General features: G+C 39.7%; 27 protein-coding genes. 12 read left to right on the plus strand and 15 right to left on the minus strand.

Translation table 11 applies throughout. From position 1 onward, the window contains the following. Positions 1-11: 11 nt before the first annotated feature. Positions 12-410, plus strand: coding sequence for a helix-turn-helix domain-containing protein (locus ICJ55_RS00740; RefSeq protein ID WP_188156901.1), 399 nt, complete (start codon positions 12-14; stop codon positions 408-410). A 550-nt stretch (positions 411-960) separates the two neighbouring features. On the opposite strand, the gene srmB is transcribed toward ICJ55_RS00740, so the two are convergent. Then, positions 961-2,289 (minus strand): ATP-dependent RNA helicase SrmB, encoded by a 1,329-nt coding sequence (gene srmB, locus ICJ55_RS00745; RefSeq protein WP_188156902.1) that lies wholly within the window; start codon positions 2,287-2,289, stop codon positions 961-963. 138 nt (positions 2,290-2,427) lie between these two features. Between srmB and ICJ55_RS00750 the strand changes: the two genes are divergently transcribed. After that, positions 2,428-2,688 (plus strand): GrxA family glutaredoxin, encoded by a 261-nt coding sequence (locus ICJ55_RS00750; protein WP_188156903.1) that lies wholly within the window; start codon positions 2,428-2,430, stop codon positions 2,686-2,688. A 49-nt stretch (positions 2,689-2,737) separates the two neighbouring features. Here ICJ55_RS00750 and ICJ55_RS10690 read toward each other — a convergent pair whose 3' ends face one another. The 4 genes from ICJ55_RS10690 to ICJ55_RS00770 all read right to left on the minus strand — a co-directional run bounded on the left by ICJ55_RS10690 (position 2,738) and on the right by ICJ55_RS00770 (position 6,874). Beyond that, positions 2,738-2,836 carry a methionine/alanine import family NSS transporter small subunit gene (locus tag ICJ55_RS10690; RefSeq protein WP_025235238.1) on the minus strand — a complete coding sequence of 33 codons (99 nt, stop codon included), beginning with the start codon at positions 2,834-2,836 and terminating at the stop codon, positions 2,738-2,740. Then, entirely contained in the window at positions 2,836-4,281 is a 1,446-nt protein-coding gene (locus ICJ55_RS00760) for a sodium-dependent transporter (protein ID WP_425168889.1), read from the minus strand. The genes ICJ55_RS10690 and ICJ55_RS00760 overlap by 1 nt, the downstream gene beginning before the upstream one ends. A gap of 396 nt (positions 4,282-4,677) precedes the next feature. Next, positions 4,678-5,961, minus strand: a complete 1,284-nt coding sequence (locus ICJ55_RS00765) for an HlyC/CorC family transporter (protein ID WP_188156905.1) — start codon at positions 5,959-5,961, stop codon at positions 4,678-4,680. 118 nt (positions 5,962-6,079) lie between these two features. Further along, positions 6,080-6,874, minus strand: a complete 795-nt coding sequence (locus ICJ55_RS00770; protein WP_188156906.1) for a cytochrome C assembly family protein — start codon at positions 6,872-6,874, stop codon at positions 6,080-6,082. Positions 6,875-7,091: 217 nt separating this feature from the next. On the opposite strand from ICJ55_RS00770, the gene yceD reads away from it, so the two are divergent. Genes yceD through plsX form a run of 3 tightly spaced genes read left to right on the plus strand, consistent with a single transcriptional unit; the run spans position 7,092 to position 8,856 of the window. Beyond that, positions 7,092-7,616, plus strand: coding sequence for a 23S rRNA accumulation protein YceD (yceD, locus tag ICJ55_RS00775; protein WP_188156907.1), 525 nt, complete (start codon positions 7,092-7,094; stop codon positions 7,614-7,616). 16 nt (positions 7,617-7,632) lie between these two features. Then, the gene (gene rpmF / locus ICJ55_RS00780; protein ID WP_006251723.1) at positions 7,633-7,803 is read left to right on the plus strand and encodes a 50S ribosomal protein L32; all 171 of its coding nucleotides are present in this window, start codon (positions 7,633-7,635) and stop codon (positions 7,801-7,803) included. Between the two features lie 18 nt (positions 7,804-7,821). After that, positions 7,822-8,856, plus strand: coding sequence for a phosphate acyltransferase PlsX (gene plsX / locus ICJ55_RS00785; protein ID WP_188156908.1), 1,035 nt, complete (start codon positions 7,822-7,824; stop codon positions 8,854-8,856). Between the two features lie 45 nt (positions 8,857-8,901). Here the strand turns inward: plsX and ICJ55_RS00790 are convergent, their stop codons facing one another. The 4 genes from ICJ55_RS00790 to ICJ55_RS00805 all read right to left on the minus strand — a co-directional run bounded on the left by ICJ55_RS00790 (position 8,902) and on the right by ICJ55_RS00805 (position 11,317). After that, positions 8,902-9,195 carry a YfcZ/YiiS family protein gene (locus tag ICJ55_RS00790; RefSeq protein WP_188156909.1) on the minus strand — a complete coding sequence of 98 codons (294 nt, stop codon included), beginning with the start codon at positions 9,193-9,195 and terminating at the stop codon, positions 8,902-8,904. A gap of 1 nt (position 9,196) precedes the next feature. After that, positions 9,197-10,237, minus strand: coding sequence for an LLM class flavin-dependent oxidoreductase (locus ICJ55_RS00795; protein WP_188156910.1), 1,041 nt, complete (start codon positions 10,235-10,237; stop codon positions 9,197-9,199). A 96-nt stretch (positions 10,238-10,333) separates the two neighbouring features. Next, entirely contained in the window at positions 10,334-10,972 is a 639-nt protein-coding gene (gene dsbA / locus ICJ55_RS00800; protein WP_188156911.1) for a thiol:disulfide interchange protein DsbA, read from the minus strand. A 75-nt stretch (positions 10,973-11,047) separates the two neighbouring features. Beyond that, positions 11,048-11,317 (minus strand): YihD family protein, encoded by a 270-nt coding sequence (locus tag ICJ55_RS00805; RefSeq protein WP_188156912.1) that lies wholly within the window; start codon positions 11,315-11,317, stop codon positions 11,048-11,050. A gap of 87 nt (positions 11,318-11,404) precedes the next feature. Between ICJ55_RS00805 and mobA the strand changes: the two genes are divergently transcribed. Further along, positions 11,405-12,475, plus strand: coding sequence for a molybdenum cofactor guanylyltransferase MobA (mobA, locus tag ICJ55_RS00810; RefSeq protein WP_188156913.1), 1,071 nt, complete (start codon positions 11,405-11,407; stop codon positions 12,473-12,475). 44 nt (positions 12,476-12,519) lie between these two features. Here the strand turns inward: mobA and fbp are convergent, their stop codons facing one another. After that, positions 12,520-13,524, minus strand: coding sequence for a class 1 fructose-bisphosphatase (gene fbp / locus ICJ55_RS00815; RefSeq protein ID WP_188156914.1), 1,005 nt, complete (start codon positions 13,522-13,524; stop codon positions 12,520-12,522). A 120-nt stretch (positions 13,525-13,644) separates the two neighbouring features. On the opposite strand from fbp, the gene ICJ55_RS00820 reads away from it, so the two are divergent. From ICJ55_RS00820 to ICJ55_RS00840, 5 genes are all read left to right on the plus strand, one after another. Continuing rightward, positions 13,645-14,415, plus strand: a complete 771-nt coding sequence (locus ICJ55_RS00820; protein WP_188156915.1) for a D-hexose-6-phosphate mutarotase — start codon at positions 13,645-13,647, stop codon at positions 14,413-14,415. Positions 14,416-14,531: 116 nt separating this feature from the next. Beyond that, positions 14,532-15,482 (plus strand): beta-ketoacyl-ACP synthase III, encoded by a 951-nt coding sequence (locus ICJ55_RS00825; RefSeq protein ID WP_188156916.1) that lies wholly within the window; start codon positions 14,532-14,534, stop codon positions 15,480-15,482. Positions 15,483-15,491: 9 nt separating this feature from the next. Then, positions 15,492-16,241 carry a tRNA (guanosine(46)-N7)-methyltransferase TrmB gene (gene trmB, locus ICJ55_RS00830; protein ID WP_188156917.1) on the plus strand — a complete coding sequence of 250 codons (750 nt, stop codon included), beginning with the start codon at positions 15,492-15,494 and terminating at the stop codon, positions 16,239-16,241. Between the two features lie 35 nt (positions 16,242-16,276). Next, complete coding sequence (locus tag ICJ55_RS00835; protein ID WP_188156918.1) at positions 16,277-16,618, plus strand: YggL family protein; 342 nt, start codon at positions 16,277-16,279, stop codon at positions 16,616-16,618. Between the two features lie 106 nt (positions 16,619-16,724). Then, complete coding sequence (locus ICJ55_RS00840; RefSeq protein ID WP_188156919.1) at positions 16,725-17,258, plus strand: YggT family protein; 534 nt, start codon at positions 16,725-16,727, stop codon at positions 17,256-17,258. A gap of 76 nt (positions 17,259-17,334) precedes the next feature. Here ICJ55_RS00840 and ICJ55_RS00845 read toward each other — a convergent pair whose 3' ends face one another. From ICJ55_RS00845 to ICJ55_RS00865, 5 genes are all read right to left on the minus strand, one after another. Continuing rightward, positions 17,335-18,084 carry an amino acid ABC transporter ATP-binding protein gene (locus ICJ55_RS00845; RefSeq protein WP_188156920.1) on the minus strand — a complete coding sequence of 250 codons (750 nt, stop codon included), beginning with the start codon at positions 18,082-18,084 and terminating at the stop codon, positions 17,335-17,337. 9 nt (positions 18,085-18,093) lie between these two features. Next, on the minus strand, positions 18,094-18,810 hold the full coding sequence (locus ICJ55_RS00850) for an amino acid ABC transporter permease (RefSeq protein ID WP_188156921.1): 717 nt from the start codon (positions 18,808-18,810) through the stop codon (positions 18,094-18,096). Between the two features lie 99 nt (positions 18,811-18,909). Further along, complete coding sequence (locus tag ICJ55_RS00855) at positions 18,910-19,683, minus strand: amino acid ABC transporter substrate-binding protein (protein ID WP_188156922.1); 774 nt, start codon at positions 19,681-19,683, stop codon at positions 18,910-18,912. A gap of 217 nt (positions 19,684-19,900) precedes the next feature. After that, positions 19,901-20,026 (minus strand): type B 50S ribosomal protein L36, encoded by a 126-nt coding sequence (gene ykgO / locus ICJ55_RS00860; RefSeq protein WP_025218041.1) that lies wholly within the window; start codon positions 20,024-20,026, stop codon positions 19,901-19,903. Positions 20,027-20,038: 12 nt separating this feature from the next. Continuing rightward, positions 20,039-20,311 (minus strand): type B 50S ribosomal protein L31, encoded by a 273-nt coding sequence (locus tag ICJ55_RS00865; RefSeq protein WP_188156923.1) that lies wholly within the window; start codon positions 20,309-20,311, stop codon positions 20,039-20,041. 201 nt (positions 20,312-20,512) lie between these two features. Between ICJ55_RS00865 and rpe the strand changes: the two genes are divergently transcribed. Beyond that, positions 20,513-21,190, plus strand: coding sequence for a ribulose-phosphate 3-epimerase (gene rpe / locus ICJ55_RS00870; RefSeq protein ID WP_188156924.1), 678 nt, complete (start codon positions 20,513-20,515; stop codon positions 21,188-21,190). The last annotated feature ends 118 nt before the right edge of the window (positions 21,191-21,308 follow it).

Consider the following 21,308-nt stretch of genomic DNA (forward strand, 5'->3'; position numbering starts at 1 on the left):
GAGAATGCGAAATGAAACCATATCAAACAATTAAAGATACCAACGGCAAGGATTTATTTGTGCTGGTACCGGTGGCGGAATTTGAAGAGCTAACTGGGGCGGGTAAATATAACTTCCCTTATGATGACGAAACCGAACAAGATCTTGTAGAGATTGAAGTAGATAATGATGAATTTGACGATGTAACACTACCTTTTGAAGTAGTGAAGATCAAACTAGAACAAAACATCAATTCATTAGGAGCGTGGCGAATTTACCGCAATCTATCACAGCAAGAAGTGGCGGAAAAAACAGGGCTTTCACAATCTGCTATTTCACAAGCTGAACGCAAAGGCAACCGACCACAGAAACGCACAAGAGAAAAACTGGCTAAAATCTACAACTGCACCCCTGAACAGTTGGCAATTTAAACCTACTACATATTACTACATTACAAAGCCGTTGATTGAGAAATTGACGGCTTTAAAATTCCTATTACATTAAAAACGCCCCCTAAATATCACCTATTTTACCCAAACATCACCAATTTCACCAAAACATCACCACTCTACAAAGCCTTATATATCAATACTTCAAGCCTATTTTTGGTGATAATGGTGATATTTTTTTCAAAACTATTTTTCTAAACTTTGAAAAAAGAATGGCAAAGGTAAAATAAGCTACATATCACCGATTACAAAATAATCTATTTAGTGGGGCACTTTGGATTTTAGGAGTATATTTAGGAGTACAAATAAAATTTGAATTAACCAAAATCCTTATTTATCAAGGCTTGATGACACTCAATTCAGATGACCCCAGCCCAAATTATAAACCTATAGCGTTCTATAGATACCTAAAAAGCCTTGAATTACAATAGTTCAAGGCTTTTTTATTGTCTGAAAATCCGATACAGGAAAATCCAATCTGAAAAATTTAGCTATACGTTATCACTAACTAAAAACCCCGTATAAATTCAGATTATTTCACTAAATTGGCTTCACTGCTTGGCTTGCGGCGTTTACCAATATTCTTAGTATCTTTATGGCGAACTTTCACTTTTTGCTTCGCTGCTTCTTTTTTTACCTCTTTTTTCTTTTTGATACGGGCTTTTTCTTTTTTGCTCGTAATATTCAGCTCTCCGTCTTTCGGGGCTTTAGTGCGAGGTTCTAAGCCTTCGATAATACGCGGCTTTAATGCTTCTTCCGTATAACGCTTGATTTTACCGAGCAGCTTGTAATCGTGAGCTTCTACTAGCGAAACCGCCGAACCTTTTTTGCCGGCACGAGCGGTTCGCCCTATGCGGTGGAGGTAAGTATCGGCACTGTATGGTAAGTCGTAGTTGATTACAAAATCCACATCATCAATATCAATGCCTCGAGCTGCTACATCTGTTGCTACCAGTACATTAACAACTCCTTCTTTTAAACGAGCAATCGCTTGGTTACGTTGGGTTTGTGCCATATCGCCCTCAAGGTAAGTTGAACGAATACCTCGCTTGCGAAGTGTGTCGCTTAGTTCTCGCACATCTTCACGGCGACGAACGAACACAATTGCTTTTTCAATCGAAAATTCTCCAATAAGGCGAGCCAACAATTTAGTTTTGTGCTCCACGTTATCAGCGTGATAGTACCACTGCTGGATTTTTTTCCGCTCACGGCGACTTGGCTCTGCATCTACTTTTATTGGGTCGTTTAATAATCGCTCAGAGAAATCCTCCAACAATTCCCCTTCAAGAGTGGCTGAGAATAACCAAGTATGTTTACGCCAACGAGTTTCAGCGGCAATTTTCTCTGCATCTTGCCCAAAGCCCATTTGTAACATTCGGTCTGCTTCATCAAAAATCAACACTTCAACCGCTCGGCAATCAAAGTTTTCTTCTTTGATATATTGCATCAAACGCCCCGGCGTTGCTACCACAATATCTTGGTTACTGTTAAAGACTTCGCCGTGATTTTGATACGCCACTCCGCCTGTAATGGTCGCAATACTTAAGTTGGTAAATTGTGCCAGCTCTTCTGCTTGCTCCGCCACTTGCATTGCCAGCTCTCGAGTAGGTGTAAGTACCAAAATACGCGGAGCTCCCGGCTTACGACGTGGGTAGTCTAATAAATGTTGAATCGCCGGCAGCAAGAAGGCTGCGGTTTTCCCCGTGCCGGTTGGAGCAGAACCCAGTAAATCACGCCCTTCAAGTGCGGCTGGAATAGTGGCTTGTTGAATTGCCGTTGGGCGGCTATAGCCCTTTTTTACTAAGGCTTTTAGAAGTTGAGGGCTTAAATCAAGCTCCTCAAAGGTCATTAATTCGGACATATTCTTTTCTCGTCAATAAATTTGATAGAAGTATATCATATTAAAGCCCAAGCCGTGAGGTGAATAAAGCTATGCTTGGTTTGCAAAAAATTGTTAAAATATAACCGCTTGTTATTAACAACTTATAGAGGAAAAAAGATGTTTGTTGAAATTTATGGACGTTTATCTTGCCCGTACTGCGTGCGTGCGAAACAATTAGCTGAAAAAATGAAAACCGAATTAAGCGATTTTGATTTTAAATTTATTGATATGATCGCAGAAGGTTTATCAAAAGAAGATTTAGAACCACGTGTCGGTAAGCCTGTTGCAACCGTGCCACAAATTTTTGTTGATAATGTTCACGTTGGCGGCTGCACCGATTTCCAAGCCTTTGTGAAAGAAAAATTTGGAATTATTTAGTAAAAAATGACCGCTTGTAAGCGGTCATTTTTTTAATTATTTTTGCAAACTATTGCTCTTCTTTCGGTAGGCTTTTAATTGCGAAAATCAAGCCACCCCAAATGATCGCCATTGCAACCACCATTGTAATAATTGCTGCGGTACTCATTATAGTTCTCCTTTTGGTTCATTTTTCCACGCGAGTTTTGAAAGTAGGTAAGCCACGACCGCTAAGCCAATTGCCATCCCCCAACCGAAGGTATTTACAAACCAGCTTGGGTAGCCTTCATAGCCTTCACGATATACTTTCGCAATCTCACTGAATAACATAAATGCAAGCACACCTGCGGTAACTACGATACATAAACGCCAGATAAAGCCAACTTTAAATGAAGAAACTTCGTTAATATGTCTTTCTAACGTACTGAGTTTTTCACTGGTTACAATCACAACTAATGATACGAACGCCACTGCCACAATGCCGAATTGGTTCACGAATTTATCCATTACATCAAGCATTGGTAAGCCTGTGGTTGTACCAAACAACATTACTGACACAACCATCATTGGAATACCCACCAGTAAAGTCGCTTTTACACGTCCTGCATTCAATTTATCTTGCACTGCTGATACGATAACTTCAACAACAGAAATAAATGAGGTTAATGCTGCAAAGGTTAATGATCCGAAGAATAATACGCCTACTAATGCTCCCATCGGGGCTTGGTTAATAATAGTTGGGAAGGCAAAGAACGCTAAGCCGATGCCGCCTTTCGCTACTTCATTAACCTCTTGACCTGCCGCAGTTGCCATAAAGCCAAGTGCTGCAAATACGCCGATACCCGCTAATAATTCAAAGCCACTGTTAGCAAAACCTACAACTAAACCTGATCCGGTTAAATCTGTTTTTGGCTTGAGGTATGAAGCATAAGTAATCATAATCCCAAAGCAGATTGAGAGCGAGAAGAAGATTTGACCGTAAGCGGCAATCCATACACTTGGATCAGTTAATTTTTCCCAGTTTGGCGTAAATAACGCATCTAAACCTTTTGCTGCCCCCGGCAGAGTTAAAGAATATCCAACTAAGATTAAGAACATCACAACCAATAACGGCATTAAGATGTTAGAAGAGGCAGAAATCCCTTTTTTGATCCCCAGAGCTAACACCGCAATTGCAACTAGCCACACTGCAATTAATGGACCGGTTACCGCCCCCACAAATTCAAAGCTAACACCTTGCGTGATGTCGCCCATTTTTAAGAATTCGCCAACAAAGAAATCAACTGGTTTATCACCCCAAGCACTGTTAAGAGAGAAATAGGTATAGCTTGCCGCCCAACCTAAAACAACAGCGTAGTAAATACCAATAATTACATTAATTAATACTTGCCACCAGCCGAAAGTTTCAAATTTCGGGCTGAAACGGCGGAATGAAAGTGGAGCACCACCACGATATTTATGCCCAATAGCATAATCTAAGAATAGCAGTGGTAAACCTGCAGTTAATAATGCAATGATATATGGCAGAATAAATGCTCCGCCACCGTTTTCATAAGTAGTATAAGGGAAACGCCAGATGTTTCCTAAGCCGACAGCAGAGCCAATAGCTGCCATAATAAATGCCCCACGACCGGCAAAGGTTTCTCTTTGTGGAGCAGCTGATGATTGAATAGACACGGTAAATACCTCAAACTTATAACAGTTTATATAAAAAATAACTTTAAATTGTATGAAATGTGATTATTCACATTTTGGAAATGAAATATGCCGAAATCCTAAATAAAAGTAAAGCAGAAAAATAAAATAAAAATGGATTTAAAAACACCAAAAACTCAAAATTAAATATCGGAAAATAAAACAAAATAAGTCAAATATTCCAAAAAATAGATTTTTATAGATAAAATCATTAAAAACCTTTCTTTGCTCAGCATAATTCTTTGACTAAATTTTTAACAAAAAAATAACACATCATTGATACAATGATGTGTTATTAGTTAAGAATTAAGTAAATTATTCTTCTACGGAAAGTTGTTTTATTGCTAAATGCTCTACTTTAGCTTGTTTAACCATATTTTCCGCCACTTCAAGAATAGTAACTTTTAAGTTATATAACTCAAATTCCATTCCTTCATCAGGAATTTTCTCTAAATGTTCTAGTAGCAAACCATTAAATGTTCGAGCTTCATCAATAGGTAAATCCCACGCAAATAGTTTATTCAAATCCCTTAAATTTGCCGATCCCTCAATAATCACTGTCCCATCTGACTGCTGTTGAACTTCTTGCTCAAGCGTCGGGGCAGATGAAGTGGTAAATTCACCAACAATTTCCTCTAAAATATCTTCCAGGGTTACTAAGCCTTTAATATCGCCATATTCATCAACCACCAAACCAATTCGTTCTTTATTAGCTTTAAAGTTCATTAATTGGGTAGTTAATGGCGTGCCTTCAGGAATGAAATATACTTCGTCAACCGCACGCACTAACATCTCTTTAGTAAATTCATTTTTTTCCAACATTAAACGAAATGCTTCACGTACACGCAAAATACCAAGAATATTATTATCCATATCACCTTTGTAAATCAGCACGCGGGCGTGTGGGGCGTGGTTGAGCTGACGCATAATCGCTTTCCAGTCATCATCAATATCAATGCCACTAATATCGTTGCGAGGCACCATAATGTCATCGACTGTAACTTTTTCCATATCTAAAATAGAAACCAACATTTCACGGTGTTCCACCGGAATAAATTTTCCGGCATCTAGCACTACACTACGCAACTCTTCAGCACTTAATCCTTGTTTATCTTTTTGTTGAATACGTAGTAATTTCATTAAGCCTGCAATAATCATATTCATAAAAAAGACTATCGGACTTAATAATTTTTTAAGAGGCGTTAAGATGAAACTTGCAAAAAAACCCACTTTTTCAGGGTAAGTAGCCGCAATGGTTTTAGGCAGAATTTCAGAGAAAACCAGCATCACAAATGTGAGTAAACCTGTGGCAATAGCTACCCCTTTTTCACCGGAGAGTTGCATACCGATCATTGTAGCGATCGCAGAAGCGGCAATGTTTACAAGGTTATTACAAATTAAGATAAGACTGAGCAGAACATCAGTTCGTGCTAAGAGTTTTTCCGCTAATTTTGCACCTTTGTGTCCTTGCTCAGCAAGATGACGCATTTTATAACGGTTTAAAGACATCAGGCCGGTTTCCGAACCCGAGAAAAAAGCAGAGAGTACTAAAAGAATAGCTAAGGTAATAAATAAACTACTCAGGGGAATACTGTCCAAAATTCAATTCCTATATAAATTAATCATAAAGCGATCACAATTCGATGATTGTTATCACTCACTTCGCCTAAAAAACCCGATTTGCAAAAAATCGGGCTTTTTTAACCGCTTGTAGCGATTAATGGACGATCAAACGGCTACCGAAATATCCGATTGTGAGCAACATCATACCCGAAATCGAATAAATAAGCACCCGTTTTCCTCTCCAACGTAATTTCCATTGACCTAATATTTGAACGTTGTAAACAATCCAAGCCAAAAAGGAGAAAATTGCTTTGTGAATATGCTCGGGCTCAAAAAAATTATGTAGATAAACCACACCTGAAAATAGCGTGAGCGTAAGCATTGCTTGTGCCGCAAGCGTTAAAGTAAAGAAATGGCGTTCAACCGACATTAAGGGAGGAAGAATTGAGCAAAAGAACATTTTTTTGCTTTTGAGTTTGTGATCTAACCATTTTAATTGGAACGCGTAAATTAAGGCGAGGAAAAACAACGCATAAGAGAACAGGGCAATGCCCAAGTGGAAAATAAATCCAGCATTTTCTTCTATATTGCGGATAAAGCTCCCCTGTACAAAACTGGCTACTGCCACGCTACAAATCGCAAAGGCATATACAATAAGAAGAGGAAACCAGGCTGTTTTCCATTTCAGTAACGCCAAAGTTACGCAAACCGCCATAATGAAACTCATTAAAGAGATTACATTTGTTACAGTAAAATTCTGCCCTTCTATTAGCCATAATTGGTTGTATAACACGGCACAATGCAGAAGAATAGCTAATAAACCAAGCCCAAAAACAAGAGTTATATTCGGCTTTTTATTTTCCGTTGCACTTTCCAAATTCACTAAGGTAGGGGCAACCCAAAGCAATGTTAAGGCATAAGCTGCAATAGCTAAAACAGGAAGTAACATTTTTTCTCGAATCTCGTCAAATAATAATAACTTTCAGAATTTTAATCAAAAGTCGCCTTTTTAGCTAGTTTTTGCGATAACTAGATGAAAAATTATCCCGAAATATCATCGCTTTTTACGTTAAGTCAAAAAAACCTCTCAATTTCAGCCAATATTCTGTATCAAAAAATAATTTTCCTTTGACTAATTTGCTTTCTATCTGTAATATGCACACCCTATGCAAAAGGTAAAACTACCCCTTACAATTGACCCGTATAAAGACGCACAACGTCGAGTGGATTATGAAGGCTACATTTCAGGTGAACTTCTAACCCGCTTGGGTGAATCTGTATGTAATGTGCTAAGTGATGCACAAGTTACTCTCTCGTTATATATCGACCCACAACGTTTAACTGTAATTAAAGGTACAGCTAAAATTGATGTGGAACTTGATTGTCAACGATGTGATAACCCGTTTACACAAACGCTAGACTGTTCATTCTGTTTCAGTCCGGTGTCTAACATGGATCAGGCGGACATCTTGCCCGAAATTTATGAACCTATCGAAGTAAACGAGTTCGGTGAAGTAAATTTACTAGATATGATTGAAGATGAATTTATTCTTGAATTACCTCTAGTCCCGATGCATAGTGAAGAACACTGTGAAGTGTCCGCAGTCGAACAAGTGTTTGGCGAATTGCCGGAAGAGCTGGCAAGTAAACCAAATCCGTTCGCTATATTAGCTAATTTAAAGAAAAACTAGATCTAGGAGAAAGCCCGTGGCTGTTCAACAAAATAAGAAATCTCGTTCACGTCGTGATATGCGTCGTTCACACGATGCATTAACAACTGCTGCAGTTTCAGTGGATAAAACAAGTGGCGAAACTCACTTTCGTCACCACGTAACTGCTGACGGTTACTACCGTGGTCGTAAAGTAATCAACAAGTAATTCCTTTCGAGGTATCTCTTGGGTGATTTCACTCTAGCAGTAGATGTGATGGGCGGGGACTTTGGTCCCCGTGTTACTATTCCTGCTCTAGCAAAAGCCTTATCACAGCATTCAAATCTCTCACTTTTATTATTTGGCGATGAAAGCCAAATTACCCCATTATTAGAAAAATACTCTCTGCTACATTCCCCTAAAATCCAGCTCCATCATACCGAACAAATGATTGATGCAGATATCCCCTTTTCTAAAGCAATCCGTCAAAGTAAAAATAGCTCTATGCGTTTAGCACTTGAAGCAGTTAAAGAAGGAAAGGCTCAAGGTTGCGTAAGTGGTGGGAATACAGGGGCATTAATGGGATTAGCAAAATTGTTGATAGAACCATTACCTAATATTGAACGTCCGGCACTTACTTCGCTCATCCCTACAATGAACGGGAAATCAACAGTAATGTTAGATTTAGGAGCAAATATTGAAGTAAGCAATAGCCAACTTCAACAATTTGCAGAAATGGGAAATCTCTTTGCTCAAGTAATGCTAGACTTAGTCTACCCTCGCCTCTCTTTATTGAATATTGGCACAGAAGAAAATAAAGGCACAGCCCAGCTTCAAGCAGTTCACCAGCAACTCAAAAAGAGACAAGATTTAAACTACATCGGTTTTATTGAAAGCGATAAATTAACCAGCTACCTCACTGATGTAATTATTTGTGATGGCTACACAGGCAATATCGCCTTAAAGGCACTGGAAGGTGCTGCAAAGAATATTATTTCGCTATTTAAAAAAGAGAAAGCCGATTCTAACATTTGCCGCAACACCAAACGCTATTTGCTTAAATTGATTTTCTATCGCTACTATCGCAAGTTACAAGAAATCAATCCCGATCGTCATAATGGAGCAACCCTACTAGGTTTATCGAAAGTCATTGTAAAAAGCCACGGCGGAGCAAACGCCAACGCCTTTTACTATGCGATTGACTATGCCATTCAGCAAATTGAAGGCGATATTCCTAATAAAATTTTACAAGGTTTGAGCCAAAATCCGCTTATAAAATAGATTTCATTTACGCTGTCAATGCCCTATCTGTCAAGCAACGATAGACTATCTCACCTTCATTTGAAATAAAATCACTTCCGCTTGGCAGCTAAAGGTTATCCACATTTTCATCAGAAAACCGTCTGCAATTTGTGTGATTTCACTTTGCATTTCACAAGGTGCGGTTTCTACCGATTTGGCTTTTTGTGTGAAAAATTCAACCGCTTGTTTAGCGATTTCTTCACTGTCATAGACTGCTTCAAAGGCAATTTGGCGGTCTGCATTATCTAACATAGAATCGCCTTTTAGCTTACACATATTGTGTGCATCAGCAGCTTTTTGTTGCATTGTTTTGCTCATATTACCCCCTATCTATGATCTCTTTTAACCAAGTGTAGGATTGATGTTGTTTTTTCTCATCGAAAATATAGCTTACCGCCATAATTTCATCAATTTCAATTCGTTCTTTTAATGCCTTGAGTTGTTGTTCGACACTCTCACGACTACCGATAAGCGAGCAAGCAGTCATTTGGCGGACAACGGTTTTCTCTTGGTTGTACAACGCATTTTGTTGCAAAGCAACAGGTCCAAAATGCGGTACAATCTCGGCTTTCACAAAATTTTCCCACACTTTATCGTCAGACTCGACAGGTGGCTGCAAATTGTTCTGAGCATTAGTTACCACATTTAAGAAAAACTGGGTTTGAGTGGTAGCGAGTTGTTCTGCTTCTTGGTCGGTTTCAGCCACAATCGCATTCACACCTAAAATTACATAAGGTTTATCTAACACTTCGGACGGCTTAAAGTGAGAGCGATAAATTCTTACCGCCTCGTCCATAAAACGAGGGGCAAAATGCGAGGCAAAGGCATAAGGTAAGCCACGCTCTGCCGCTAAATACGCACTTTCAGGGCTAGATCCTAAAATATAAAGCGGCACATTCAGCCCTTGAGCAGGGTAAGCAGACACAGGGTTTGTCCCTTCAAAATAACCTTTTAGTTCGCTGATTTCATCAGGAAAAGGCAAACTTTGGGCATTACGGCGTAAAGCGGTGGCAGTACGCATATCAGTACCGGGTGCTCGCCCCAGCCCCAGTTCTACACGGTTAGTATAGAGTGTTTCAAGTGTGCCGTACTGTTCTGCCACAATGTAAGGGCTATGGTTAGGTAACATTACGCCACCTGAGCCCACTCTTAATTTTTCAGTGTGGGAAAGTGCGTGCTGAATGAGTAACTGTGTTGCCGAGCTGGCAAGATTTTTCATATTATGATGTTCTGCAATCCAATAGCGTTCAATGCCGATATTTTCTGCGTGTTTTGCTAATTTCACCATAGAATCGACCGCTTGTTTAGCGGTTTGCCCTTCACGAATAGGCACAAGATTTAGAATGGATAATTTTGTCATAAGGCTTTTCAATTGAATGAGAGTGTAAAATAAAAAAATGCCGAATAGGATTTACCTACTCAGCATTGTAAAACCATACTCTCAATATGGGGACAATTATTTTTTACTCAAGAAGATAATTGCATCAACATAACGTTGAATGAAATCATTCGTTGATGAAGAATCTGCAAAGCCTTCTAAATTCAATTGGTATTGACCATTTACGAAAAATGCAGGCACACCACGAATTTGGAAGTCTTCCGCTAATTGAACTTGTTTATTCACCAAGCCATTTACGGCAAAGCTGTTAATGCCGCTATCAAACTGTTCAGCTGTAATGCCGTTTGCTAAAAATACCGCACGAATATCGTCCATTGATTTGAATGCATCTTTTTGTGCCCCTTCAAATAATGCAGTTTTTACTTTATCTTCAGCTCCTAATGCCATTGCTAATGCCCAAGCACGAGTTAAGTCTTCAGATTGGCGACCTAAGAAATTAACGTGATATTGCACTAATTTGGTGTCTTTTGGTAATTTTTCTTTAATTTGGCTTGGGATCTTGTAGCTTAATTCAAAATCATAGCAGTGCGGGCAGTAGAATGAGAAAAATTCCACCACTTCTTTTTGAGCAGATGGGGCTTTACGTACCTCAGTATATTCTTTCCCTGCGGTTGGATCAGCGGCGATTGCCGTTGAGTTAAATGCAAAAAGTGCCGAAAGAGCCACAAAAGCTGTTTTTAATACCAATTTTTTCATAATGATTCCTTCAAAAATGTTGATAAATATAGTTAATAAATATAAGTGCTAGACTAGCTAACGGATAAGACAATCTTAATCGTTTAAAATTCCACGAGCACGCAATAAAGCGGTTTTAAAATCATCTTCGTAATCTTTTTTAATGCCGGGGATAGGCTCAAATTTGTCCGCATTTCGCATTTTGAGCTGATAAATTAAGACCTCATCGCTCAAGGCTTTAAAATTATCAGGCTCGCCTACTTCAATCGAAAGTTGCTGCAAAATATCAATGAGGTGTAAGTCAGGATTTTTACGCCAATGTTCGCCAAGTAACTCTAATAATTCTTCCAAGCGTTTGCATTTCATTGTTTGCCCCTTAAAAAATCTTGTTGGAAATTAAGCGAAATAATATACTTTTGCTTTAGTTTTTGCAAAATTTTAAGGGATAACAGAATGGAAGATCGTATTTCAGCCGTGATTTTAGCCGGCGGTTTGGCTCGCCGAATGAATGGCGTGGAAAAAGGGTTGCAACTTTTTGATGGAAAACCGCTTATTTCACACATTTTAACCTGTCTTTCTCCACAAGTTAGCGACATTTGGCTTAATATTAATCGTTCTATTGAGCAATATCAGCAACTTTATCCTACAATTCCTTATTACCAAGATAGTTTGCCCGATTTTCAAGGTCCGCTAAGCGGAATGCTATCAGGCTTAGAGAAAATTGACAGCGACTATTTGCTCTTTGTGCCTTGTGATACGCCTTTTATTCCAACGAAGTTATTGCAAAAATTACACACCGCCTTACGCATTAACAACGCTCAAATTGCCTATGTTCACGATGGCGAGCGACCACACCCAACGTTTGCGTTGGTTCATCATTCGGTAAAAGAGGAATTGAGCCACTATTTAGCTTCAGGCGAACGCCGTCTGCTTTGGTTTTTCCTATCACAAAAAAGTGTGGCGGTGGATTTTTCTGAACAAAAATCCGCATTCACGAACGTGAATACATTGGAAGATTTAAACCGAGTAAGCCAATTTCCGGTGAAAACCCTTGCGATTACAGGCTACAGCGGCACGGGCAAAACTACCTTATTGGAAAAATTAATCCCAAAATTGACCGCTTGTGGCATTCGGGTTGGCTTGATTAAGCACTCCCACCACAATGTTGATGTAGACAAAAAAGGCAAAGACAGCCACCGCCTGCGTGAAGCAGGAGCAAATCCGACAATGATTGTGTGCGATGAACGTTGGGCGTTAATGACAGAAACCAAACAAGCGGTTGAATTTTCTCAATTAATTGCAAAATTCAATCCGCAAGAGATCGATCTTGTTTTCGTGGAAGGCTTTAAACACGAAACTTTGCCGAAAATTCAGCTCCATCGCAAAGAGATTGAAAAGCCATTGCCGGAGCTTGATAAGTGGACGATTGCTACCGCAACAGATTATTTTCTTGAGCGAGAGAATTTACTTGATATTAATGATGTGGAACAAATTGCTGAATTTATAAGAGGGTGGATTAGATAAAACTAAGGCGAACGTGATATTCGCCTTTTGTTTCAGATGGCGTTTTATTTTGCAAATTCTTGCATAAATTCGCCCGCTTGTTTCACCATTGAACTTGAGCCAACAAAGAATGGCACACGTTGGTGTAACTCGGTTGGTTTAATATCCAAAATCGGATTAAAGCCGTCAGTTGCCATTCCGCCTGCTTGTTCCGCTAAGAAGGCGATTGGGTTGCATTCATAGAGTAAACGTAATTTGCCTTTCGGGTAAACGGTTGAAGTTGGATAAATGTAGATCCCGCCTTTTAATAAATTGCGGTGGAAGTCAGATACTAACGAGCCGATATAACGTGATGAATATGGGCGTTTAGTGGCTTCGTCCGTTTCTTGGCAATATTTAATAAAGCGTTTTACCCCTTGAGGGAAGGTTACATATTGCCCTTCGTTGATGGAGTAATATTTTCCTTCTGTCGGCGTTTTGAGATCGGGATGAGAAAGAATAAATAAGCCGAGTGATGGATCGTAAGTAAAGCCATTCACGCCATTACCTGTGGTGTAAACCAACATTGTTGATGAGCCATAAGTAACATAACCGGCAGCAACTTGTTTACGCCCTTCTTGCAAGAAATCTTCTTTGGTTACAGGCGTACCAATTGGCGAAATACGGCGGTAGATCGAGAAGATCGTACCAACAGATACATTCACTTCAATGTTAGACGAGCCATCAAGCGGATCAGTCATTAAAATATATTTTGCGTTGCGACCACGTTCCGTGTCAAATGCAACAAAGTCATCATCTTCTTCTGAAGCAAAACCTGCTACGTCCTCACGGGCTAATAAGGCTTTTTTCATTGTTTCATTTGCGAAAACATCAAGCTTCATTTGAGCTTCGCCTTGCACGTTTTCAGAGCCTGCTGTGCCTAAAATATCTTGGCTTAAGCCCGCACGGTTAATTTCACGGTGAATAATTTTTGCAGCTAAACGAATTGATGACAAAATACCACTCAACTCCCCTTTGGCTTCCGGATAATCAGCCTGTTTTTCGATAATAAATTCACCCAATGTTTTCATCTTTATCTCCTTGACTGTTAAATTCAACCGTATTATAACGATTAACACCAAAGCGGTAGCAAACTCTCCGCTCGTTTTGTGATCCGCTTCACGTTTTTGATAAAAAATAAGGAGACAAATATGACCCTCAACCCAGCATTACAGTTAACGCAACACAACGAATTGAGCGTGTTGGAAATCAACCACCCAAAAATGAAAGCGAAAGTGGCGTTGCAAGGGGCTCAGTTATTGAGCTGGCAGCCGGCTCAGGCTAAACAAGATGTGTTGTGGCTTAGCGAAATTGAACCATTCCAAAACGGGGTAGCAATTCGTGGTGGTGTGCCGATTTGTTACCCTTGGTTTGGTACGGCAAAAGCACCGGCTCACGGCACGGCTCGTATTCGGGAATGGACGTTGGTGGAAAATAGTGCTTCGGCTGACAATGTGCGTTTGGTGTTTGTGTTAGACAATGAGGCGAAAATCAAGATGATTTTAGGCGAAAGTTGCGAGCTGTATTTCACTCATTTGCAAGCAGAGCCTGCTCAGCTCGCTCTTCACACCTATTTTAATGTCGGTGATATCGAGCAAATCGAGGTGCAAGGTTTGCCGACTACTTGTGAAGATAAATTAACTAATAGCCAAGCGGAAGTACCATCTCCACGTATAATTCGTGAAAGCGTGGACTGCATTTACGCCGCACAAGCGGTCAATTTTATTCAAGATTTTGCAAATCAACGCACCATTCGCATTGAGCACATCAACGCCAGCGAAACCGTACTTTGGAACCCGTGGCAAAAAGTCGTGGGCGGAATGAGTAAAACCGGCTACAAAACAATGGTTTGCGTGGAAACTGCTCGAATTTATCGCTTAGTGCAACAAAATGAAACCATCGGCGTAAAAATTTCGATTTAATCATCGCATTGCTAACATCTTCATTTTGCTCTAACAGATTGTAGAGGCTATATATTTCCGCATTTTCAGGCTATAATGTCGGATTATCATTTTAGTCGATTGAGAATAATCAAAATATGAACAGCAAAATTTTAGCAACGGGAAGTTATTTACCAAGTCAGGTGCGTACCAATGCGGATTTAGAAAAAATGGTGGACACTTCTGATGAGTGGATTGTCACCCGTTCGGGCATTCGTGAACGCCGCATTGCAAGAGCTGATGAAACCGTGGCTACAATGGGAGCAAAAGCAGCTCAACAAGCCTTAGAAATGGCAAAAATTGATGCTAATGAAATTGGTTTAATTGTGGTGGGAACGACCACCAATTCTCACGCTTATCCAAGTGCGGCGTGCCAAATTCAAGGTTTACTGAACATTCAAGATGCTATTGCATTTGATGTGGCAGCTGCTTGCACGGGCTTTGTGTATGCGTTAAGCGTTGCCGATAAATTTGTGCGTAACGGACAAGTGAAAAAAGCGTTGGTGATTGGTTCAGACATCAATTCCAGAATGTTGGACGAAACTGACCGCAGCACTGTAGTGCTATTTGGGGACGGAGCCGGTGCAGTGATTTTAGAAGCAAGCGAAGAGCCGGGCATTCTTTCCACCCATTTACACGCTTCGCCGGATTTAGACAATAATTTAACTCTGAAAAGCCAAAAACGTGGTGAAGATCGTTCAGGATTCATCGAAATGCAGGGCAACGCAACTTTCAAAATTGCAGTAAACCAACTTTCAAGCGTGGTAGAAGAAACGTTAGAAGCAAATAATTTACAAAAATCAGATCTTGATTGGCTCATTCCACATCAAGCAAACTTACGCATTATCACGGCAACGGCGAAAAAGCTGGATATGGAGATGGATCAAGTGGTGGTTACCCTTGATAAATATGCCAACACCAGTGCGGCAACCGTGCCGGTAGCTCTTGATGAAGCGGTGCGTGATGGGCGTGTAAAACGTGGGCAATTATTACTTCTCGAGGCTTTCGGCGGCGGCTGGACTTGGGGTTCTGCATTAGTGAAGTTTTAAGGCGAGAAAATGTCAGAAAAGCAAACTTTTGCAGATAAAAAACGTAAAACGGTTGAGCAAGCTGAATTTACCGAAGATGGTCGTTATTTAAGAAAAGTGCGTAGTTTCGTGTTGCGTACCGGCCGTTTAAGCGATTATCAGCGTGATATGATGAACAACAATTGGGCGAATCTCGGCTTAGATTATCAGGCAACGCCATTTGATTTTGAGCAGATTTTCGGCAACAACAACCCGGTTGTGTTGGAAATCGGTTTCGGAATGGGCAGATCGCTAGTGGAAATGGCGGAGCAAAATCCAGAGCGAAACTATATCGGCATTGAAGTCCACACCCCGGGCGTTGGAGCTTGTATCGCTTATGCGTTAGAAAAAGGCGTGAAAAATCTGAGAGTGATTTGCCACGATGCGACTGAAATCTTGCGAGATAGCATTGCAGATGGCTCACTTGGCGGCTTGCAGCTCTATTTCCCAGACCCGTGGCAAAAAGCGAAGCACCACAAACGCCGCATTGTGCAGCCTGAGTTTATTACTCGAGTGCTCACCAAATTAAGCCCGAACGGATTTATCCATTTTGCGACAGATTGGGAAAATTACGCCGAACATATGCTTGAGGTGTTACGCCAATTCGAGAATGAATTACAGAATACATCCGCAACCAATGATTTTATTCCACGTCCTGATTTCCGCCCGCTCACCAAGTTTGAGGAGCGAGGACATCGTTTAGGACACGGCGTGTGGGATTTATATTTCACCAAAAAATAAGTTACAGTTTATTTCATAAAGAGAGGAGAATAGCAATGGCTACTCAACGTAACGCTCGTCAGCGTAAAAAAATGCACTTGGCAGAATTCCAAGAATTAGGGTTTTTAGTGAAATTCAACTTTGCTGAAGGCACAGGCATCGACCAAATCGACACGACAGTAGATCGTTTTATTGATGAAGTAATCAAACCAAACGGCTTGGCACTAGAAGCAAACGGCTACTTACAATGGGAAGGTTTAGTCTGCTTAGAAAAATTAGGCAAATGCGATGAATCGCACCGCCAATTAGTGAAAACTTGGTTAGAAAATAATGGCTTACAAAATGTACAAGTAAGCGAGTTATTTGACATTTGGTGGGATTACCCGGCACAAGTTTAATTGATTTACACTGATACAAGCGGTCATATTTTTCTGAAAATTTGCAAATTTTTTCGTAAAAACGACCGCTTGTTTTTTTAATTTCAAGTATAAAAGAGAGAAATAAATGGAATTTTTAGCCCCTGTTATTTCGTTAGTTGTTGGCTTCTTTAGTTTTATTTTAGTGCTCAGAACCTGGTTACAATTTTGTCGAGTTGATCCACGTTTGCCTATTTCACAAACCTTGCTCAAAATCACTGAGCCTTTGGTTGCCCCGGTTGGCAAGTTAATTCCAACGGTTAAAAATATCTGCTTTCCTGCACTTTTGATTGCTGCAGCATTAGTTACTTTGCAATTTATCTTCTTCGGACTGGATTTGCCTCGTGCCGTATTAATCGGTTTATTAAGTTTAGTAAAAACCTTCGGACAAATTCTCTTTTTCACCACCTTAATTCGTGCATTGATGAGTTGGGTTACACAGGGTAACCACCCACTTGATTATACTGTTGCTCAAATTACTGAACCGGTGTTAGGTTTTATCCGCAAACTACTTCCAAGAACAGGAATGTTAGATTTCTCGGTAATGGTTTTAGGCTTTGGGCTATTGCTATTAAACAGCTTGTTCTACCAAATTTTTGGTGGGTTATGGGCTGCGGCTTAAATAGAAATGAAACATATACAATAAAAATCTGCTCCTTAGTAAGGAGCAGATTTTTTATATATTCTGTTGTTTGTTGTTAATCAGCTCGAATTTGATGTAAAAAGCGTTTTGTTCGCTCGTGTTGCGGATTATTAAAGAGTTGTTGTGGTGAGCCTTGTTCAACAATTTCCCCACCGTCCATTACAACTACAATATCGGCGACATCAAGGGCAAATTTAATTTCGTGAGTAACCACCACCATTGTCCAACCTTCATTTGCGAGCTCTTTCATTGTGCTCAACACATCTTGCACTAATTCAGGATCAAGAGCCGAAGTGGGCTCATCAAACAGCATTAAATCTGGTTGAATAGCTAAAGCACGAGCAATCCCAACTCTCTGTTGCTGCCCGCCCGACAGTTGGAATGGATAAAGTTCAGCTTTATCTGATAGCCCGACTTTTGCAAGCAAGCGTTTTGCATTTTCTTTTGCAATTTCGACCGCTTGTTGCTGCACAAATACAGGTCCTTCCATCACATTTTCCAATGCCGTTTTGTGTGGAAAGAGATTATAGTTTTGGAACACCATACCCGATTTACGGCGGAGTGCTAAAATATCTTTTTTACTTGGTTTTGCTGCAAAATCAATTATTAATGGAGCATTATCAGTAAACTCTAGCGTACCTTTTTCCGGCATTTCTAACGCATTTAAACAACGTAGAAAAGTGGTTTTGCCAGAGCCTGAAGGTCCAAGAATAACGACAACTTGCCCCTTTTGAATATCTAAGTCGATACCTCGTAAAATCGTATTTTGTCCGAAGGTTTTGTGAATATTACGGATTTTTATCATAATTTTCTCCTATTTCGCCACAAATCGGTTGAAACGCACTTCCAGTCTGGCTTGAATTAAGAACAACACCCAACAGAAGCACCAGTAGATGATGGCTGCTTCAATGTAAACGGGGAGGAAGTCATAAGACATATTTGCCACCTGTTGTGCAACACGGAACATTTCGGTAACGGTTACGACAGAGGCAAGTGAGGTATCTTTAAATAGCCCGATAAAAGTATTGCTCAGTGGTGGCACTGCAACACGGAATGCTTGTGGTGCAATGATACGACGGAAAGTTTGCATATAAGTCATACCGATAGTATAGCCGGCTTCCCATTGTCCTTTCGGTACAGATAAAATTGAAGCACGAATGGTTTCAGAACCATAAGCACCTATGTTCAGCGAGAAACCAATAATCGCTGCCGGAATTGGATCGATGAAAATCCCAATTGCAGGTAAACCATAGAATACAATACAGATTTGTACTAGCATTGGCGTGCCACGAATAATGGAAATATAGCCTTTTACAAAAAGCAACAACAAGCGGTATAAAATACCCGTTGATGGACTAATTCTTACTAATGCCACACTAACAGCGATAATCATACCGATAATAAAGGAAGCAATTGCCAACGGAATGGAAACTAAGAAAGCTGCTTTTACCATAGGCAAGAAGCCACTTAACACCAAATCCACTCGGGCTTGGGTCATAAAGGGAATAGAAAGTAACAGATCGTTTAACATCTAAAAACCTAAAATCTCCCTTACTTTTGAAATAGTAGGGAGATTAAACTTAAAAAAACAAAAGGGGCGAAGTCGCCCCTCAGCCAAATCCAATATGAATTATTGTACACTAATATCTTTACCGAAGAACTGTTCACCTAATTTTTTTAGTGTGCCATCTTCACGTAATTCAACGATTGCTTTGCTGATTTTCGCTAATGCTTCATCATTACCCTTATTCGCAATTAAGCCTGCTCCCACTTTTTCCTCTTTTTCCCAAACAATTTTTAAGCCTGAATCTGGGTTCTTTTTCAAGTAATCTAATAGCGATAAATGGCTGTTGAAAGTTGCATCAGCACGCTTTTGTTGAATTAAAAGTAAGCCTTGTGCCATACCGTCAATTGGAACAATATCCGCACCGCTTTCACGAGCTAATTCACCATAGTTAGAGCTTAATGTTTGTGCTGTTTTTACCCCTTTTACATCGGCTGGGCTTTTGATTTTGGCTTCATCTTCACGCACTAATAATGCTGCACCGTCCCAGCTGTATGCTTCAGATTTATCAAATATTGCACGGCGTTCCGGTGAAGTTAAACCAACTTGATTTGCTACTAAGTCAAAACGATTACTTTTTAAGCCTGCTAACATTGCGTCCCATTGTGTTTCTTTAAATTCAACTTTCACGCCTAGTTTTTCTGCTACCGCACGGGTTACTTCCACATCATAGCCTGTTAATTTACCGCTCTCATCGTGGTAGGTATAAGGGGCATAGGTCCCTTCTGTGCCAACGGTAATTGTGCCTTTATTATTGATACGCTCAAGTAAACTTTCTTTTGCAAATGCAGAAACAGAAAGAGTAAGTGCTAATGCTGCAACTGATAATTTTTTCAACATAATAAGTTCCTTTTCATTGGTAAAATTAATTATTTGCAAATTTAAAGGGAAAAATGACCGCTTGCAAATAACTAAATGGAATAAGACATAAGAAAATGGTTTTATAGTATGGATGGCTTATTAGCTATGGGATTATGAGGAAAAATAGTGAATTATTGGGAACATTTAGTTATAAAAAATTAGCACCTTAATCAAAGTGATCAAGGTGCTATTCTTTTTAACGCTGACGAGCTTTAAATCTTGGATTGGTTTTGCAAATTACGTACAGTTTGCCTTTACGTCTTACAATTTGACAATCAGGGTGGCGTGTTTTTGCCGATTTTAATGAGTTTAAAATTTTCATTTTATGTCCTTCTTATTTTTTATTTGAAAGCGTTGTAGCAAAGCCTTTAAATCTATCTTTAAATTGACTTGCACGACCTTCAGTATTTGCTTCACGGCGTTTGCCGGTGTAAACAGGGTGTGATGCTGATGAGGTATCTAAGGTATAAAGCGGATACTCTTTACCATCTTCCCATACCATTGTTTTGTTTGTTGAAGCACAAGAACGGATAACCCAGCCTTGTTGTACAGAGGCATCATAAAACAGTACTTCACGATAATTTTCAGGATGAATCCCTTTTTTCATATTTTCTCCAGAATTTTGACAATAGGCTATTAACCATAATTAAATTATGGACTGTATATTATACGAAATCTCTCTACTATTCCATAACTTTTTTATGGTATTTTAAGGAAAAAGCTAATTTTTAGATCTAGATCTGATTTTCATTTTTAAAATTATGGTAATCTAACAAACTATTTATTCATTCATAAATTGTGAGGAAATATGAGCAAAAATCCTTATTTGATTGCCCCTTCGATTTTATCGGCAGATTTGGCTAGATTGGGCGATGATGTGGCAGATGTGCTAAAGGCTGGGGCAGATTTAATTCATTTTGATGTAATGGATAATCACTATGTACCTAATTTAACCTTTGGACCGGCAATTTGCAAAGCATTGCGAGATTATGGCATTCAATGCACGATTGATGTGCATTTAATGGTAAAACCTGTTGAGCGTTTAATTCCTGATTTTGCGAAAGCAGGAGCAGATTACATTACCTTCCACCCGGAAGCAACAGAGCATATTGACCGTAATTTACAGCTTATTCGTGATTTAGGTTGTAAATCAGGGCTAGTGTTCAATCCGGCAACACCTTTGCATTATTTAGATTATGTGATGGATAAAGTTGATGTGATTTTATTAATGTCGGTAAATCCTGGCTTTGGCGGGCAATCTTTTATTCCATCAACGCTAGATAAATTGCGTGAGGTACGTCGCCGTATTGATGAGAGTGGTTACAACATTCGCCTAGAGGTTGATGGTGGGGTAAAAGTAAACAATATTGCCGAAATTGCTGCTGCCGGTGCAGATATGTTTGTTGCAGGTTCTGCAATTTTTGACCAGCCTGATTACAAAGCTATCATTGATCAAATGAGAGCTGAATTAGCGAAAGTTCGTTAATCAGATCGGGAAATTTGAACTATCTCTATAGATTAAAGACAAACATAATGATAGAATGGTAAAACAAATACAGTTTTATTCTTGTGTATTGGAATAGTCTGGTTAGACCTTTCTATAA

The organism is Mannheimia bovis, assembly GCF_014541205.1.
GTDB classification, from domain to species: domain Bacteria; phylum Pseudomonadota; class Gammaproteobacteria; order Enterobacterales; family Pasteurellaceae; genus Mannheimia; species Mannheimia bovis.